General features: G+C 38.0%; 14 protein-coding genes, 1 tRNA gene and 1 pseudogene. 12 read left to right on the plus strand and 4 right to left on the minus strand.

From position 1 onward, the window contains the following. Nucleotides 1–5: 5 nt before the first annotated feature. The 6 genes from QPK98_RS14430 (at nt 6) to QPK98_RS14455 (ending at nt 6,206) form a co-directional block, all read left to right on the plus strand. Nucleotides 6–1,244: a TolC family protein gene (locus QPK98_RS14430; RefSeq protein ID WP_310994173.1), complete on the plus strand. Its 1,239-nt coding sequence runs from the start codon at nt 6–8 to the stop codon at nt 1,242–1,244. 40 nt (nt 1,245–1,284) lie between these two features. Continuing rightward, the gene (locus QPK98_RS14435; protein WP_310994174.1) at nt 1,285–1,893 is read left to right on the plus strand and encodes a DUF1016 N-terminal domain-containing protein; all 609 of its coding nucleotides are present in this window, start codon (nt 1,285–1,287) and stop codon (nt 1,891–1,893) included. Nucleotides 1,894–1,943: 50 nt separating this feature from the next. Continuing rightward, entirely contained in the window at nt 1,944–2,426 is a 483-nt protein-coding gene (locus tag QPK98_RS14440; protein WP_310994175.1) for a DUF305 domain-containing protein, read from the plus strand. A gap of 79 nt (nt 2,427–2,505) precedes the next feature. Beyond that, nucleotides 2,506–2,643: a hypothetical protein gene (locus QPK98_RS14445; protein ID WP_310994176.1), complete on the plus strand. Its 138-nt coding sequence runs from the start codon at nt 2,506–2,508 to the stop codon at nt 2,641–2,643. Nucleotides 2,644–2,652: 9 nt separating this feature from the next. Then, nucleotides 2,653–4,269 carry an efflux RND transporter periplasmic adaptor subunit gene (locus QPK98_RS14450; RefSeq protein WP_310994177.1) on the plus strand — a complete coding sequence of 539 codons (1,617 nt, stop codon included), beginning with the start codon at nt 2,653–2,655 and terminating at the stop codon, nt 4,267–4,269. A gap of 167 nt (nt 4,270–4,436) precedes the next feature. After that, the gene (locus tag QPK98_RS14455; protein WP_310994178.1) at nt 4,437–6,206 is read left to right on the plus strand and encodes an aminopeptidase P family protein; all 1,770 of its coding nucleotides are present in this window, start codon (nt 4,437–4,439) and stop codon (nt 6,204–6,206) included. A gap of 73 nt (nt 6,207–6,279) precedes the next feature. Here the strand turns inward: QPK98_RS14455 and QPK98_RS14460 are convergent, their stop codons facing one another. Then, nucleotides 6,280–6,957 (minus strand): class I SAM-dependent methyltransferase, encoded by a 678-nt coding sequence (locus QPK98_RS14460; protein ID WP_310994179.1) that lies wholly within the window; start codon nt 6,955–6,957, stop codon nt 6,280–6,282. Nucleotides 6,958–7,853: 896 nt separating this feature from the next. On the opposite strand from QPK98_RS14460, the gene pnuC reads away from it, so the two are divergent. Both pnuC and QPK98_RS14470 read left to right on the plus strand, forming a co-directional pair. Further along, nucleotides 7,854–8,474 carry a nicotinamide riboside transporter PnuC gene (gene pnuC, locus QPK98_RS14465; RefSeq protein WP_310994180.1) on the plus strand — a complete coding sequence of 207 codons (621 nt, stop codon included), beginning with the start codon at nt 7,854–7,856 and terminating at the stop codon, nt 8,472–8,474. Next, entirely contained in the window at nt 8,428–9,438 is a 1,011-nt protein-coding gene (locus QPK98_RS14470; protein ID WP_310994181.1) for an acyl-CoA dehydrogenase family protein, read from the plus strand. Before pnuC ends, QPK98_RS14470 begins: the two co-directional genes overlap by 47 nt. 994 nt (nt 9,439–10,432) lie before the next feature. Here QPK98_RS14470 and QPK98_RS14475 read toward each other — a convergent pair. Further along, nucleotides 10,433–10,506: transfer RNA gene (locus QPK98_RS14475), tRNA-Arg, on the minus strand. 282 nt (nt 10,507–10,788) lie between these two features. Here QPK98_RS14475 and QPK98_RS14480 point away from each other — a divergent pair. Then, nucleotides 10,789–11,304, plus strand: coding sequence for an adenine phosphoribosyltransferase (locus QPK98_RS14480; protein WP_310994182.1), 516 nt, complete (start codon nt 10,789–10,791; stop codon nt 11,302–11,304). Here QPK98_RS14480 and QPK98_RS14485 read toward each other — a convergent pair. Continuing rightward, the gene (locus QPK98_RS14485) at nt 11,301–11,453 is read right to left on the minus strand and encodes an SsrA-binding protein (RefSeq protein WP_310994183.1); all 153 of its coding nucleotides are present in this window, start codon (nt 11,451–11,453) and stop codon (nt 11,301–11,303) included. The two genes, QPK98_RS14480 and QPK98_RS14485, sit on opposite strands and share 4 nt — an antisense overlap. 67 nt (nt 11,454–11,520) lie before the next feature. Beyond that, complete coding sequence (locus QPK98_RS14490) at nt 11,521–12,447, minus strand: hypothetical protein (protein WP_310994184.1); 927 nt, start codon at nt 12,445–12,447, stop codon at nt 11,521–11,523. 138 nt (nt 12,448–12,585) lie between these two features. Between QPK98_RS14490 and QPK98_RS14495 the strand changes: the two genes are divergently transcribed. From QPK98_RS14495 to QPK98_RS14505, 3 genes and pseudogenes are all read left to right on the plus strand, one after another. Then, nucleotides 12,586–13,539 (plus strand): calcium/sodium antiporter, encoded by a 954-nt coding sequence (locus QPK98_RS14495; RefSeq protein ID WP_310994185.1) that lies wholly within the window; start codon nt 12,586–12,588, stop codon nt 13,537–13,539. A 139-nt stretch (nt 13,540–13,678) separates the two neighbouring features. Beyond that, nucleotides 13,679–15,865, plus strand: coding sequence for a glutamine synthetase III family protein (locus tag QPK98_RS14500; RefSeq protein ID WP_310994186.1), 2,187 nt, complete (start codon nt 13,679–13,681; stop codon nt 15,863–15,865). Between the two features lie 1,041 nt (nt 15,866–16,906). Next, nucleotides 16,907–17,260, plus strand: a pseudogene (locus QPK98_RS14505) (hypothetical protein); the annotation flags it as partial.

The raw sequence follows: 17,260 nt of genomic DNA on the forward strand, positions 1-17,260 counted from the left end.
AAATAATGAATCTATCTTTAAATACAATAATTGGCTGGCTAAAACAGCAGTTCGGTTTTGCAGGAATACTTTCTGTTATGCTACTATTTTGTGGATTGTCGGTACAAAGTCAACACCTGGAAAATTATATTGAAACTGCAATTCAGAATAGTCCCAACATTCAAGCGGTGGAAAAACAGCACCAGCTCGCTATGGAAAAAATAGCAGAAACCAATTCGCTGCCAGATACCCAGTTTTTGGGAGGCTATATGCTGGGTAAAAACGAAATGCCCATGATGCAGCAGGGAGAAATTTCAGTAATGCAGATGTTTCCGTGGTTTGGAACTATAGGAGCCCGCGGAGAATACGCTTCAGCAATGGCCGATGCCGATTTTATAGAGGTTGAAATAGCTAAAAGGAAAACCGCAATGGCTCTTTCGCAATCTTATTACCGATTATATAAAATAGCCAAGCAGCAACAGGTGTTGGCTGATAACATTCAACTGTTACAGGTTTATGAACGGATGGCTTTGACCTCGGTAGAAGTGGGGCAGGCGTCTGCAGTTTCGGTATTGCGATTGCAGATGCGGCAAAATGATCTGGTTGAAAGAAAACTGGTGTTGGAACAAGATCTTGAAGCCGAAAAGATAACTTTTAATAAGATAATGAACCGGAAGGAGATACAGGAAATTCCAATTGCCGACACGCTAAGCTTACCCAAGAATGAAGTTGAGGTTAATTTTAGTAAACTTATGCTGCATCCCGAAATAGCAAAATTTGAAGCGCTTAATAAAGTAGTTTCCCAAGCCGATATACTCAACAAAAAGGAGAGCACTCCAGATTTTGGAGTAGGAGTGGAGTATATGCTCTTTAATGAAAACCCCAATATGCTTATGCCAATGGTTTCACTTTCCATCCCCATTTTCAATAAGAAATATAAGTCTGTTTCTAGGCAGAACAAATTGCGATATGAGGAATTAGACTTTCAAAAAGAAACTGTTCAGAATACGTTGATGGCAGAATTACAAACGGCCATCAGAAATAGAAATGCGGCGCGAATCCGTATCGATACGCAAGATAAAAACCTTAAACAGGCGCGGGATGCCAACGAAATTTTATTAAAGAATTATGAAACTGGCACTATCGATTTTAGGGAGGTTTTGGATGTCCAGGAGTTGCAACTTCAGTTTCAGCTCAGTAAAATTGAAGCTATTAGTGACTATTACAAACAAAAAAGTATAATTGAATATTATATTGATAAATAATAGGGATAAGACTTAAACACAACTTTAAAACTATAAACCGATGAAAGATTTCAGACAGCTTTTAATCTCCATTGAGCAGACTCATAGCCATCTGCAGGCTCGGGCGGTAAACGCTGTTAACCAAATGCTCACAATCCGTAATTGGTTGATAGGGTATTATATTGTGGAATTTGAGCAGAATGGAAAGGATAGGGCAAAGTATGGGGAACGATTAATGGATTCACTTGCAGATAAGTTAAAAACGATAAAAGGAATTGATCGAAGGTCGTTATTTCGATACAGAACTTTTTATTTGATGTATCCCCACCTAAGATCATATTTACTCAAAACCGATCTGGTCAAGACTTTAACTGAAAATTTGCAAGAAAATGAAAAAGTGGGGACACTGAAACCACTTTCCCAGGTAAATAAGATTGTGGGTACACCGTCCCCACAGTTAAAGAGTGAGCTGTTGGTTCCAGCTGAGAAAATTATCACAAAACTTTCCTATTCACACATAGAAATGCTGTTAAAAATCGACGATTCCTTAAAACGCACTTTCTACGAAATTGAATGTATCAAAGGAACTTGGAGCGTACGGGAGTTGAAAAGACAGATTACCAGTCTTTATTATGAACGCAGCGGTTTATCGGCCAAACCGAATTGTTAAAAAGAAGTATGAAATCTGAAACTAAAAATTAGCCATTAAAATTTGAAATTATGAAGAACACAAATCAAAATTCTAAGAATAACGTTTACACCAAGTTTATCTTGATGCTTTCCGCGTCATTTATCGCTATGTACATCACCATGTATCTCAATACCTATGAGATAGACCACGTTTATTTTAGCCTTACACGGTTTTATATGACCTGTTTGGGAATAGCCTGTATGGCGGTCATTATGTGGTTTTTTATGCGAAAAATGTATCAAAACAAGAAAAAGAACATTGCAATTTTGCTGGGAAGTGCCATTCTCTTTGTCGGTGCCCTTGGTCTGGTTCGGGCGCAAGCCCCCATTATTGGAGATGTTTTGTATATGCGAGCCATGATTCCGCACCACTCCATCGCAATCTTGACCAGTAAAAGAGCCGATATAAAAGATTCAGAGGTGCGGAAATTGGCAGATGATATCATTAAGGCGCAAGAAAATGAAATTATAGAAATGAAAGCAATGATTAAACGATTGAAAGCTGCTAAATAAAATTAATACCTACAAGGCGATTGCTTCTCCCGATAGCTATCGGGATTGCAATGACACCTTGCAGGATAAAAAAAATATCATGAAAAAATATATCATTTACATCGCAATTTTAGTCCTGGGGCTTATCCTAGGCTATGTGTTCTTCGGAAATTCAAACGAAGGAAATTCAAATACCACAGAAATTTCTGAAAGTACCGAAGCAAAACCACAAATGTAGACCTGTTCCATGCACCCACAAATTATGCAGCCCGAACCTGGCGATTGCCCCATTTGTGGGATGAATCTTATTCCTGCAGATTCAGGAGGCGAGGGGCTGGCAGCAAACGAAATAAAAATGACCAAAAACGCAATGGCGCTGGCAGATATCCAAACGCTTGTTGTGGGCAATACTTCAGAAAAAGACGGCAATACCATGTCGCTTTCAGGAAAGATAGTGCCCAATGAAAAGGCCAATGCCGTACAAGCCAGTTATTTTGAAGGACGGATTGAAAAACTGAACGTCAATTTTACCGGTGAGGAAGTCCGAAAAGGACAGTTATTGGCTACCATCTACGCCCCGACACTGGTTGCCGCCCAACAGGAACTTTTAACCGCAGCTTCAATGAAAGAATCGCAACCTGAATTGTATAAAGCGGTCCGTAATAAATTAAAGCTTTGGAAGCTTTCAGAAAACCAAATTGAACAAATTGAAACTTCCGGAAAAGTACGGGAGAACTTCCCTATTTACGCCACAGTCTCTGGCACGGTTTCAGAAAAATTGGCAGTAGAAGGCGATTTTGTAAAGCAAGGGCAACCTATTGTAAAGGTCAGCAATCTCGGGACGGTATGGGCCCTCTTTGATGCTTATGAAAATCAGGTTTCACAGTTAAAAGAAGGACAGAAAATAACGCTTACAACCAATGCATACCCCAACAGGGAATTTGAAGCAACAATTGCGTTTATAGACCCGAGTCTCAACACCCAATCCAGAACCGTTTCGGTACGCGCAACTTTGGATAACAAGGAAGGGATTTTTAAACCGGGCATGTTTGTTACTTCGCAGGTAGCTATTTCCGAAGGGGTTGATAATTCACAAATAAGCATTCTGGCCTCGGCAGTGCTTTGGACGGGCAATAGATCGTTGGTTTATGTAAAGACAAACCCAAACCAACCCATTTTTGAGATGCGGGAGGTTGACCTCGGTGCAAAAAACGGCGAAATGATTGCTATTGTCAACGGATTGTCGGCTGGGGAAGAAGTGGTAGTCAATGGTACGTTTACGGTCGATGCCGCCGCGCAGCTTCAAGGTAAAAAAAGCATGATGAATCCTGAAGGGGAGATCGAAAATCATGATCACGGCGCGCATTCAGAAATGGATGTCACCAATCACTTGTCAAAAATTGAGAGGTTAAAAGTTCCCGCAACGTTTCAAAACCAGTTAAAAGCAGTTTTTGACAATTATATTACCATTAAGAATGCGTTGGTTAACGACAATTCAAAAAAACCGATAAAAGGTGCTAAAAACTTGCTGGAAAATCTTCAAAAAGTGAATATGAAACTATTAAAAAACGAGCCAGCACATACCCATTGGATGCGGCTGGTACCAGAGCTTCAGGAGTCTGCGCTTCTTATATCAAAATCCTCAGATATTGAAGTGCAGCGTGAGCATTTCGTTCATCTTTCGGCACATTTAATCAATGCGGTAAAAACCTTTGGTATCAACCAAAAAGTATATGTAGAATACTGCCCTATGGTGAACAATGACGTTGGTGCATTTTGGTTGAGTACCGAAGAAGAAATCCTGAATCCGTATTATGGTGCTTCAATGTTGAATTGTGGGGAAGTGTCTGATGAAATTGACTAGTTTTTGTGCCTATTTCGGAAAACAGCTAAAGAGTTTCTGAAGCTTAGTCTCAAATTTAGAATGAAATGTTTTATGCCAATTTTAGTGTTTAGGATGGTATTTAAGACCTTCAATCTTTTTCAATAAAGCAGACTTATTGTAACTTTCCACTTTAAAAAAATATATATATGACAGCTAAAGAAAAAGTAGCTTCCCTTAGAGAAGAAATGAAGAAAAATGATATAGAAGCCTTTATAGTTTATTCTGCCGATCCGCATATGGGCGAATACCTTCCGGCCGAATGGCAAGAGCGAACCTGGCTTTCTGGGTTTACCGGATCAGCTGGATTTGTGGTTGTTACAAAAGATAAAGCCGGGCTGTGGACCGATGGGCGGTATTTTACCCAAGCCCCAAAAGAACTAAAAGGTTCAGGCATTGATCTTTTTAAAGATGGTGTAGCAGGTACGCCAAACTATATTGATTGGATTATCTCTGAAACTTCTGAAAATGCGGCGGTAGCAGTAAACAGCCTAACAACTTCGCATGAAAACTGGAATAAGCTAAATGATAAGCTGAGTAAGGAAAACCGTAGTCTTAAAGACATGCCCTTGTTAAACGACGTGTGGACAGACCGTCCCACTCCCAGTACCAATGAGGTGTTTGTACAGCCTATGGCGCTTGCCGGACAAAAGGTAACCGATAAAATTGCAGCTATTCGCGAAAAAATGAAGGAAGAAGGGGCAACAGTTCACATTATTCCTAGTTTAGATGATGTGGCTTGGACCTTAAACCTACGTGGAAGCGATGTTACATCAAACCCTGTGTTTTTAGGATATATTGTGTTGACCATGCAGGATTGCATTCTTTTCGTCAATTCAGAAAGATTAAATGAAGAGGCGCTTAGCGCAATGAAGAAAGTAAACGTAGAGCTAAAACCTTATGATAAATTTTTCCACCATCTTCTTACCTTAAAAAATGAATCTGTTCTTATAGCTCCAAACAGTAATCAAGCTATATTCGAATCGGTTAAAAATAAAAATTCAATTGTTGAAAAACCTGTGCCTGGACATTTGATGAAGGCTGTAAAAAATGAAACCGAGCAAAAAGGCTTTGAAACGGTTATGGTTCGTGATGGCGTGGCTATGGTAAAATTTTTACATTGGCTAACCCATAATGTGGGCAAGGAAGAAATGGATGAATATAGCATTGGTAAAAAACTGCACGGATTTAGAGCAGAAGGAAAAAACTTTATCGGGCAGAGCTTTAGCAGTATTGTTGGGTATAAAGGCAATGGTGCTATTATTCACTATTCGGCAAAACCTGAGGGTAGTGCTAAAGTGACGAATGACGGGAGTATTCTGGTTGATTCCGGAGGTCAGTATTTAGAAGGTACTACCGATATTACCCGAACTTTTCCCTTGGGTAAAGTTTCAGATGAATTTATAAAAGATGCCACAAAAGCTCTTCAGGGCTTGATCCAACTATCTTTGGTGAAGTTTCCGAAAGGCACAAAAGGCGTTCAGTTGGATGTTTTGGCACGTTTGCCATTGTGGAAAGAGGGAAAAGACTACAACCACGGTACCGGTCATGGTGTAGGAAGTTTCCTTAATGTTCATGAAGGACCACAGAGCATCCGCAAAGATCTCAATCCTGTGGAACTTCAAGCTGGCATGGTAATGTCTAATGAGCCCGGTTATTATGTGGAAGGGAAATACGGAATTCGCCATGAAAACCTTATCCTGACTAAAGTATGGAAGAAAACCGAATGGAATACTTTTTATGAGTTTGAAACCCTAACCTTGTGTCCGTTCTTTAAAAGCGTAATTGTTAAGGAGATGCTTTCTGATGCAGAAATTGAGTGGATTAACACCTACCATAAAATGGTACATGAAAAACTAGCTCCACACTTAGAAGGAGAAGTGAAAGAGTGGTTTGAAGAACTGGTATCGCCTTTGTAAAGAACCATTTGTTCAAAATATAAAACACCCTAAGGCATTCAATGGCTTAGGGTGTTTTCTTTTAGAAAATATTTTAAAACAGGGTATAAAGTGTGGTTAGTATTACTCCTTTAAAATTGTTTGAAGTCACTCGTAGCAATTCTTCCGTCTCCTTGGTCTTAAGGTTAAACGGAGGAGCTAACAGATTTATTCCACTTTGTTTTTTTAGCCTGGTTCCTTGCCCTGAAATAATATCGGCATTGGCGGTAAATTCTCCCTCGGGGATATGTTCGGTGATAATAACATATTTATAGGCGGGAAGTTTACGAACTATTTTTTCTACTTCAGTATTTGATAGATGTTGCAGCACCTGCCTTATAAGTACGCAATCTACGGCGGGTAACTTATCTTTTGCAAGGTCTAAACACTGAAACTCTAAGTTTTCAGCTTTAAATTTTTCTTTATTTCGTTGGATTAGTTCCGAAACAATATCTGCTGCTACGTAGTTTTTGGTGTGTTTTACCAATTCCTTTCCCACATTAAAATCGCCGCAACCCAAATCGCATACCGAAATTGGGCTTTTAAAGGAAGTAAGAAACGACCTAAGAACCTTTGTGTATGGATTTACTATTTCGGGATTGTGGGATCCTTGCCCTGAATAAAAATCAGATTCGTCACCTCCCCAAAGGTTCTTCTTATAAATCTGCTCCATGGCATCTTTTGTGGGCCAAGGTTTTTTTATAGGTTTTTCTTTATTTAATTCGTTCTTCATATATTATTCTTGTCTAAGATAAATTCGGGGTTCATTTTTTTACTCACTCTTTTTTTGCATCACCCATCCCGATAGGTGTCGAGAGAAACAAAAATCCGTTGAAGCTATCGGGAGTAGGTTGACGGAACCTTGTCTAAACCTGCCAAATTATTTATTCAGACGGATTTCACGCTACTTGTTCTTTGCGCTAAAATAAAATTATTAATCCTTAGGTAAAATTCGTGCTTAAATTCAAAAATACTCATTGCTTAAATAATGGCTATAAAATGTTTAGGAAGCAGTAATTTCTTTACCTTAATTCAAATTATTAATAGGGAATTGTAGTTAACTTAGACGGGAGGGGTAAAGACAAAACACCGAAAATCCGATTGTTTTTACCTTGACACTTACGGGAATTACTGGGTCTTCTCCATTTAGACTAACAGGAAGCCACTATGTCTATAAATAGAACATTGAAATCAACGCTAGAATAAACTAGAGCTTTTAGTTAAAATAACAACCGCTTACCAATAGGGAAGACCTACCAGAAAGCTATTAAATCTCGATTTAAAAAGTAGGAGGTAAGACCCGAAATCCTTCTATTTCTTTTTAATCTAACACTTCCATTTTATATACAAATAACTCCAACCTTCATACAATTAGCTAGATAGATGTTGGGGATGATTTAAGATATAGTCATGGGGCTTATTCCATTGAATTTTTAAAGTTAAGTCTCTTAGGTATTGCAATAAATTATCATAGCTTTGCTGTAAACAATGGGGTGCTTGCAATATATTAAGCAGGCTGAGAAGAGACCCAAGTGCTTTGTTGCACGGAACCTGATCCAGATAATGCTGGCGTAGGAACGATGGTAATACACTTCTTGGCTATACCCTCATTTCATTGAAAATAAAACAATGATCGAGGAATATTTATTTCATCTAACTTTCTTACAAATCTTAGGCACCGCCTTTGGTGTTATTCAGGTACTTCTGGCTAGAAAAAATAATATCAACAATTATTTATTTGGCATTATTTCTATTATTATCAGTATGTGGGTGCTCTATCAGTCCCAGCTGTACGGAGATATTTTATTGAATCTGTACTATTTTGGTATGAGTATCTATGGATGGACGTATTGGAAATTCGGAAAACAAAAAAAGGAGACGCCAATTTCATATTCTAACAAGCAAGAGCATATAACAGCCTTGGGTATTGTAGTGCTTTGCTTCTCGGTAATGGCGTATTGGCTTAAGTTTCATACCAATTCAAATGTTCCAATTTGGGATGCTTTTGTAAGCGCCTTTGCATGGGCTGGTATGTGGCTTATGGCGAAAAGGAAAATGGAAAACTGGATTTATCTCAATATTAGTAATGTTATTGCTATTCCCTTACTTTTTTACAAGGAGTTATACGTTTATGCAGGTCTCACTATCTTCCTATTTGCAGTAGGTGTTTCGGGGTATATTAAATGGCGAAAAATCTTTAAAAATGAAAAAACTATACAATATAGAACAGCTTCGGAAGAAGTTTTTTGATGTAGCTGTTTTCTCTTCAGAAACAGTAGCGTGGATTGAAAAGGAGAACCTCTGGAATCTATGGGTCCCTGAAAATTATGGGGGCTTAGAAGCCTCTTTTAGCGAAGGTTTGCAAAAGCTAAAAACACTAGCCAAAACTGATGGAAGCTTGGGATGGACGGTTACATTATGTAGCGGTGCCAATTACTTTATAGGGAACTTTGACAAGGAAGTTGCCGATGAAATTTTCCTTAGATCGAAACCTGCCATTCTCGGGGGAAGCGGAGGCGTTTTTGGTACGGCGGAAAAGTTAGAGAATGGCTATAAAATTTCTGGAAAATGGCGGTACGCTACTGGTGCACCCTACTTGTCGCATTTCACCTTAAATGCAAAAATAATGATGAATGGAGAAGAAGTAAAGGAAGCGGATGGATCGCCAAAAGTCCGTTCTTTTGTTCTCCCGAAAGAAAAGGTGAAGCTTATTTCAGACTGGAATACGATGGGGCTCAAAGCTACTGCAACCCATTCCTTTGAAGTGGATGCGTTCGTAGATGAAAAATATGCTTTTCAATATAACCACTTTAACCTGCCGCATTCTATTTTTAAAATCCCTTTTTCACTTTTTGCCGATATGACACTTTGGGTTAATTATTTGGGAATGGCGGAGCATTTCTTGGAAGAAGTATCGAACATTTTGCCCAAGGAAGCACTAAAAAACCTAACGAATGTGGTTTCCGAAACGAATAAAGAAGCTTTTAGACTTTCAGAAGAAATTGAAAATAGCATTCAACAATCAGAACAGTTTGCGGAAGCATACAAAGAAAAAATACATAGCATAGCGGCAGATTCTGTACGTGATATCACTCGTTTAATTATTGAAATATATCCTAAACTCGGTATAAAAGCCTGTAGAACGAACCATCAATTAAACCAGATTTTCCGCGATTATTTTACAGCTACTCAGCATCATATTTTTTCAAGATAAGTCTGGTTTTTTTTTTTTGACTTAGAGGGGTTATGGTCTGATAGTTATGTATTTATAGATTCAGCTTGTAATGATAAGGTTTTTTTGGCTTTTATTAAACCAAATAGCAATAGGTTTATATTGTAATGCTGCCAGGATTATATATCCTGATTAGGGTCCCATCTTACAATGAAAAGTTCACCCCACTGAAAAAGTGTTGTGCTTTTTTTATTTTTATCCTCTTACAAAAGCAGAAGGGCTTTTGACGCGTCTTCAGCAAATAAATCAGTGAACACTCATAGTTGGTTTTTGGTATTGTTATGCTGCCAGGATTACATATCCTGATTAGGGTCCCACCTTACAATGAAAAGTTCACCCCACTTAAAAAGTGTTGTGCTTTTTTTATTTTTATCCTCTTACAAAAGCAGAAGGGCTTTTGACGCGTCTTCAGCAAATAAATCACTGAACACTCATAGTTGGTTTTTGGTATTGTTATGCTGCCAGGATTACATATCCTGATTACGTTCCCACCTTACAATGAAAAGTTCACCCCACTGAAAAAGTGTTGTGCTTTTTTTATTTTTATCCTCTTACAAAAGCGGAAGGGCTTTTGACGCGTCTTCAGCAAATGAATCACTGAACACTCATTGTTGGTTTTTGGTATTGTTATGCTGCCAGGATTACATATCCTGATTACGTTCCCACCTTACAATGAAAAGTTCACCCCACTGAAAAAGTGTTGTGCTTTTTTTATTTTTATCCTCTTACAAAAGCGGAAGGGCTTTTGACGCGTCTTCAGCAAATAAATCAGTGAACACTCATAGTTGGTTTTTGGTATTGTTATGCTGCCAGGATTACATATCCTGATTACGTTCCCACCTTACAATGAAAAGTTCACCCCACTGAAAAAGTGTTGTGCTTTTTTTATTTTTATCCTCTTACAAAAGCAGAAGGGCTTTTGACGCGTCTATAAATAAAAAAAGTCCGCACTTTCGTGCAGACTTTTCGCTCTAAGTGACCTTGCCAGGATTCAAACCTGGAACCTCCTGAGCCGTAATCAGGTGCGCTATTCAGTTGCGCCACAAGGCCGTGATAAACTTTTCGGTTTAATCTTTGCTTACAGCGAGATTGGGTTGCGCTATTCTCCCGATAGCTATCGGGAGCGCCACAAGGCCATTTTAATTCGCTGTAAGCGGGTGCAAATATATTTCTTTTTAAATTGCAAGGCAAATTATAAGTGAAAAAAAATCAAAATTAATTTTTCTTTTATTCTTATGGTATTTTGGGTTTTCAATCTGGATTATTTTTAAAATAACGCTATCTTAGAATTTTTTAAATAGGAGTGCTACGCATATTGATAAAAAATACACAATGAATGAAATTGAAAAATATATCCGTGAGGTAATGGACTTTCCGAAGCCTGGAGTGCATTTTAAAGATATAACACCTTTATTAATGAATCCGGAGGCTTCAAAATTATGTTTGGTAAAATTACTGGAAATGATTGGGAATGAAAAAATAGATAAAGTTGTTGGGATTGAATCCAGAGGGTTTTTCTATGGAACCTTGCTCGCACAGCAACTAAATGCAGGATTTGTGCCAATACGGAAACCTGGGAAGCTACCTTATAAAACCATTACGGAGCCTTACGAATTAGAATATGGTCTAGATTCGCTGGAAATGCATCAGGACGCTATAAAAAAGGGCGACCGTGTGCTGCTCCATGATGATGTTCTGGCTACTGGTGGTACAGCTCGCGCCGCCTGTAAAATGATTGAGCGTTTGGGCGGGGAAATCGTACAGTGTAATTTTTTGTTGGAACTGAATTTTTTAGAAGGCAGACAAAAACTAAGAAAACAGCATGTTAAATCCTTAGTGCGATATTAATCTAACGCATTTTTGGTTACCCATAACTTATAGCCAAAGATTGCCATTTGAAGTTTGGAGGCTTCTGCGAGATCTAACTCTTGTTTAGTGAAGCTGGGCAATACTTTGCGGTTAACTTTTGATAGGAATTTAAAAAACTTCTTTTTCACGTTTATTGAGATTTGTTTCCAAGTTAATCATTTTAAAGTCGCAATTTTTAAAACTTAAGTTAAAAGGCTATTCTGTGCTTTTCATAATGGTATGTTCAGAATCTACACCAATTGAAACGTCTTTTATTGGATCTTTTCCGTTTCCAAAACTAGATGTTGAAATAGAGCCTTGTCCATTGTTTATGGTGATTGATATATATGTTATCAAATCATCGGAATTACGCTCTAGCTGGTCATAAGAAAAACTTATGTTTTCAGATTTATAAACCTCCTTCAGCTTGAGAAGATCTGCCTTAGTAGTGTTCTTGGTTATAAGGTGGTAATTTCCGCTAAAGCTTTGAGAATTTTTTATTTGACGTTCTTCAAACATACTATTTCTTTCATTTTCCATACGTGCCCGCATTTTGCTGCCTCTTTCTTTCATTTCCTGTCTACGGGCCGCCATTCTCTTATCCATCTCAACCCTTCTTTTTTCCATTTCTGCCTTGCGCTCTGCAATGTGTTTTTGATGATCATTATAATTCTTGCTGCTAGTACTCTGGCTTATGGATGACTGGTTACCCCTACCATTACTTTGAATAATGGTTGATTGATTTCCGCCACCTACACTTTTTACTGAAATCTGACTTCCGTTTGAAATTATTAGAATATTATTTATTGGGTTTTGGCTGCTTACGCTGTAGTTTCCAGCATTGTTGTTTGCGTCTTTATAGCTTATTGAAATCGAGATAATCTCTTTGCTGTCATTATAAACAACATTTGAATAATTAAATTCAAATCCATCATCTTCCATTTGCCTCTTTATCTGCTCAAGTTCCTCTAGACTGGTTTTTTTTGTGATTTTTATAGTAACTTGGTTTTCCATTCCTATAATAACTTTAGTTGGTTTTTCGACTAGTTCTTTGGCGGTTATTGATGAAAGTGAAACTATAAAAAACACCAAAGCTGAAAAGAATATACATCTTTGAGTAGTCTTGTTTTTAAGTGTTTCCATGATTAAGTATTGATTTAAAAATTCTCTAAAAAATAGATTTTTAGGACTAATTGAAGTAATAAAATTTTTGTGGGGATAGTAACAAATATACAACTATTTCTTTTTTTCATTTAGTATCTTCGCACGCAATTATATGCTATGGATTATTTATTGGTTTTTATAGGCTTAGCGCTATTGGTTATAGGAGGTGAGTTTTTGGTCCGCTCTTCGGTGGCGCTTTCATTTAGATTGCACATTTCAAAAATGGTGATTGGCTTGACTGTTGTTTCTTTTGCAACTTCCGCGCCAGAATTATTAGTGAGCTTACAGGCTGCTCTTAATGGTTTTTCAGATATTTCGTTAGGAAATGTAATAGGTTCTAATGTAGCGAATATTGGTCTGGTATTGGGTATTACCGCAATTATTTCGCCTTTGGCAATTGATAAAAACTTTTATAAGATGAATTGGCCGGTGATGATGATTTTGTCTCTTGCCCTATACTTTATTCTGAAGAGTGGAGCGGTAATTTCCCGTTCAGAAGGCATCGCATTACTGCTTATGCTTCTTGTGTATCTGTGGGTTTTAATCAGAAAAGCAAAGAAAGAAAGAGGTGTCGTGCAAATTGATGATGAAGTTGACGAGAGTTTGTCAAAAACCTCTAACTTTAAAATTATTGTCTGGCTGCTTATCGGTGGGCTTGGTCTATATTTTGGAAGCGAACTGCTAGTAAGTAGTTCCATAAACATTGCCGAGCGTTTTGGAGTAAGCGAACGTGTAATTGCAGTAACCATGATAGCCGTAGGAACGAGTATTCCTGAGCTTGCTGCTTCAGTTATTGCCGCCCTAAAAAGAGAAAAAGCCATCTCTTTGGGAAATCTAATTGGCTCCAACGTTTTCAATATTTCTTCCGTATTAGGCATTACTGCAATCATTCAGCCAATAGCTGTCAAGAGTAAGGAAGTGCTTACAAGTGATATTTTTTGGATGCTTGGTTTTTCGGCAATCATTCTTCCATTGGCTTTTCTTCCAACTCCATATCAACTGGGCCGAAAAAGAGGGATTTTGTTAGTTGCAGCCTATGCAACCTTTATAGGGTTTACTATTCTAAAGTGATAATATTTTTAAACCACCCCCCATGTGTTGAAGGGGGTGATTGCGGCTTTTGTCTATATTTTATAAAAAAATCATTAAAATTAGGGGGTGTTTTTCTGTTTTTTGTATTTTTGCTCGGTCAAATTTTTAAAAACACAAGATGCCCACACTTAGATTTTATGCCTTAAAAGAAACTTTTAATAGGCTTCCAGTACCCGTTACCGAACCTGAACGACGTTCCGATATTTTCGGAAAAAACGTATTTAACAAAGCTGCCATGCGGCAGTATCTTACCAAAGACTCCTTTAAAAGTGTAATGGATGCTATTGAAAATGGCAGTAAAATTGAGCGCCACATAGCCGACCATATTTCTACGGGAATGAAGGAGTGGGCCATTGCGAAGGGAGGAACACATTATACACACTGGTTTCAACCATTGACGGGGGCAACTGCCGAAAAGCACGATGCTTTTTTTGAAACAATGGATGATGGCCATGCCATAGAAAAATTTGGAGGCGGCCAGTTGGTGCAGCAGGAGCCGGATGCATCTAGCTTCCCAAATGGAGGTATCAGAAATACGTTTGAAGCACGCGGATACACCGCATGGGACCCTACTTCGCCAGCGTTTATTTATGGAACCACCTTATGTATTCCTACCGTTTTTGTGTCATATACAGGAGAAGCGTTAGATTATAAAACCCCATTGCTTAGGGCGTTGCAATCTATTGATAGCGCAGCGACAGCCGTGGCAAAATATTTTGATAAAAACGTAACAAAAGTAAGCGCAACTTTAGGCTGGGAACAAGAATATTTTTTAGTTGATAGTGCCTTGGCCGAATCTAGACCCGATATTTCCTTGGCGGGAAGAACTTTGCTTGGACATTCCTCTGCCAAAGGACAGCAGTTGGACGATCATTATTTTGGTTCCATTCCTGACCGTGTTCTTAATTTTATACGTCATCTAGAAACCGAGTGTATGCTTTTGGGTATTCCTGTAAAAACACGGCATAACGAAGTTGCGCCTAATCAATTTGAACTGGCACCTATTTTTGAGGAAACCAACTTGGCCGTAGACCACAACTCCTTATTGATGGATTTGATGAACAAAATTGCGGCTAAACATAACTTTAAGGTGTTGTTTCATGAAAAACCATTTGCTAATGTAAATGGAAGCGGAAAGCATAACAATTGGTCATTGGCCACTGATACGGGAGTAAACCTACTGGGGCCTAGTAGTACCCCGATGAAAAATCTTCGTTTTTTGACCTTTTTCGTCAATACGCTTAAAGCTGTAAATGACCATGAAGAGTTGTTGCGGGCCTCTATTGCAAGTGCCAGTAACGATCACCGTTTAGGTGCAAATGAAGCACCTCCGGCGATAATATCGGCTTTTATTGGTTCGCAGCTAACTGAGGTGTTGGACGAATTGGAAAAAGTTACTAACGGGAAGCTTTCCCCGCAGGAGAAAACAGATTTAAAGTTGAACGTTGTAGGTAAGATACCTGAAATTTTACTGGACAATACAGATCGAAATCGAACTTCAGCTTTTGCCTTCACCGGGAATAAATTTGAATTCCGTGCCGTGGGATCTACCGCTAATTGTGCAAACCCCATGACCGTGCTCAACGCAATTGTGGCTAAGCAGTTAATGGACTTTAAAGAAAAGGTTGATGGGCTCATTAAGGAGAAAAAGATGAAGAAGGATGATGCTATTTTTAACGTCCTTAGAGAGTATATTAAAGATTCAAAACGCATTCGCTTTGAGGGTGACGGATATGGAGAAGCTTGGGAGAAGGAAGCTGAAAAACGCGGACTAAGCAATCATAAAACCACCCCAGAAGCATTGAAGGCTAAGGTTTCTGAAAAAACCATTTCCCTTTTTGAAGGGCTTGGTATTATGAGCAAGGTAGAACTTCAGGCGCGTTATGAAATTGAGATGGAAGACTACGCCATGCGTATTCAGATAGAAGGTCGTATTTTGGGAGATATTGCCCGTAACCATATAATACCCACCGCCATTCGTTATCAAAATATCTTAATTGAGAATGTACAAGGCTTGAAAAACATTTATGGAACAGACTTTAAGAAGTTTTCTGTAGAACAAATGCATCTTATTGAGCAAATTAGCAGTCATATTGCTGAAATCAATAAAGGCATTACTGATATGATTGAAGCTCGAAAAAAAGCAAACAAAATTGAAGATGCCACAAAAAGAGCCTTTGCCTATTGCGAAGATGTAAAACCGTATTTCCAGATTATCCGCTATCATTGCGACAAACTGGAGTTATTGGTAGATGATGAAATCTGGCCATTAACAAAATATAGGGAGTTGCTTTTTACAAAATAACTTTTAGTGCCACTTTAAATTCCTGTTGTAAGTCGTCCAGATGCGTTTGGACGACTTTTTTTGTTGCATAACTGTTACATACCGGCAAAAATGAATTGCTTTTCTGTAATATGCGTGGTTAATAGATAGCAATTGCCTAAACTACTTCGTTTGATTATGTGATTTTTATCTCGCTGCAAATATATTATGGTGTTTAGATTTTGTAATTTGTTGGAGCTATGCAGAACGTTGTGCGCAAGATCTTCACCCATATTAAAGGAAGCTCACTCAACATCATTTTTAAATATAGGTAGGCAGACTATGTTAATTCGCTTTTTAAGGTAAGGCGGTTACAGTCCTTGAACCTCCTTTTCATCATAAATTATTTGATGTACTGCATTTATTTTTTGAAGAATAGAAATCGCTGTCTATTAAGGACTGTTTTAACATCCAAATCTTCGGCTTTTATTATTTAGCTATTCAAATCAACAAAAAGCCTAATCCGTTCAATTTGAGGGTCTATTTCAACTTATTTCTTTTCAATAATAACAGCTGCCCAAGGAATTAACACGCTAAATAATATTTTAACATATATTTAACATTCGGTTTAAATATTGAATTTTTTGCAGTTCATCGGTTATTTTAAAGAAGTCATCTTATTAATGGCAACTTCTCATTAGGTAAAACCATTTTCAGGAAAGGGGGTTTTGCCCTTATTTTTCTTTTTGGGGTGTAACTTCTTGGATATAAGGGAATAATGTTGCATCTTTGAGTTGTGATTTGATGGTGGCGATACTTAAGATCGAATGCCTTCAAAGTATAAATAGCAAATCTATCCCTAGTTACTTTAAGTTCTATTTCAGTATAAATTTTTAGGAACTTAAAACTTTAAATTTCCCCTTTACTAACATTTAAAATACGCTCTACGGCTTGTTTTAAAACTATACCAATAAAATTATAAGTTTCATTTTATTTAAAAAATGGCTTATGGTATTTTAAGGAATTGTTCCTTGACAAAACTGAATGTTTTTAACCAAATATTAATCTTTAAAACTTTAAATTATGAAAAAAATTATTTTAAGCGCAGTAGCGCTAATGGCGGGAGCTGTAATGTTCGCGCAAAACAACACAAGTACCGTTACTCAAACTGGCTTGTTAAATGCTAACGGGACCCTACAGTTGGGCGACTCTAATAATTCTGATGTTGACCAAACTGGAAATTTAAACCTTAATGGTACGGCACAAGTGGGCGACCGCAACGATTCTGATACGGATCAATTGGGGAATCTTAACCTTGCAGGAACAGCTCAGTTGGGTAATGACAACGAAGCGACAACAGACCAAGATGGTAATTTAAACGCCGCTGGAACACTTCAGGTGGGTAATCTTAACGATGCATACACAGAACAAGATGGG

Source organism: Aequorivita marina, assembly GCF_031631895.2.
Taxonomy (GTDB): Bacteria; Bacteroidota; Bacteroidia; order Flavobacteriales; family Flavobacteriaceae; genus Aequorivita; species Aequorivita marina.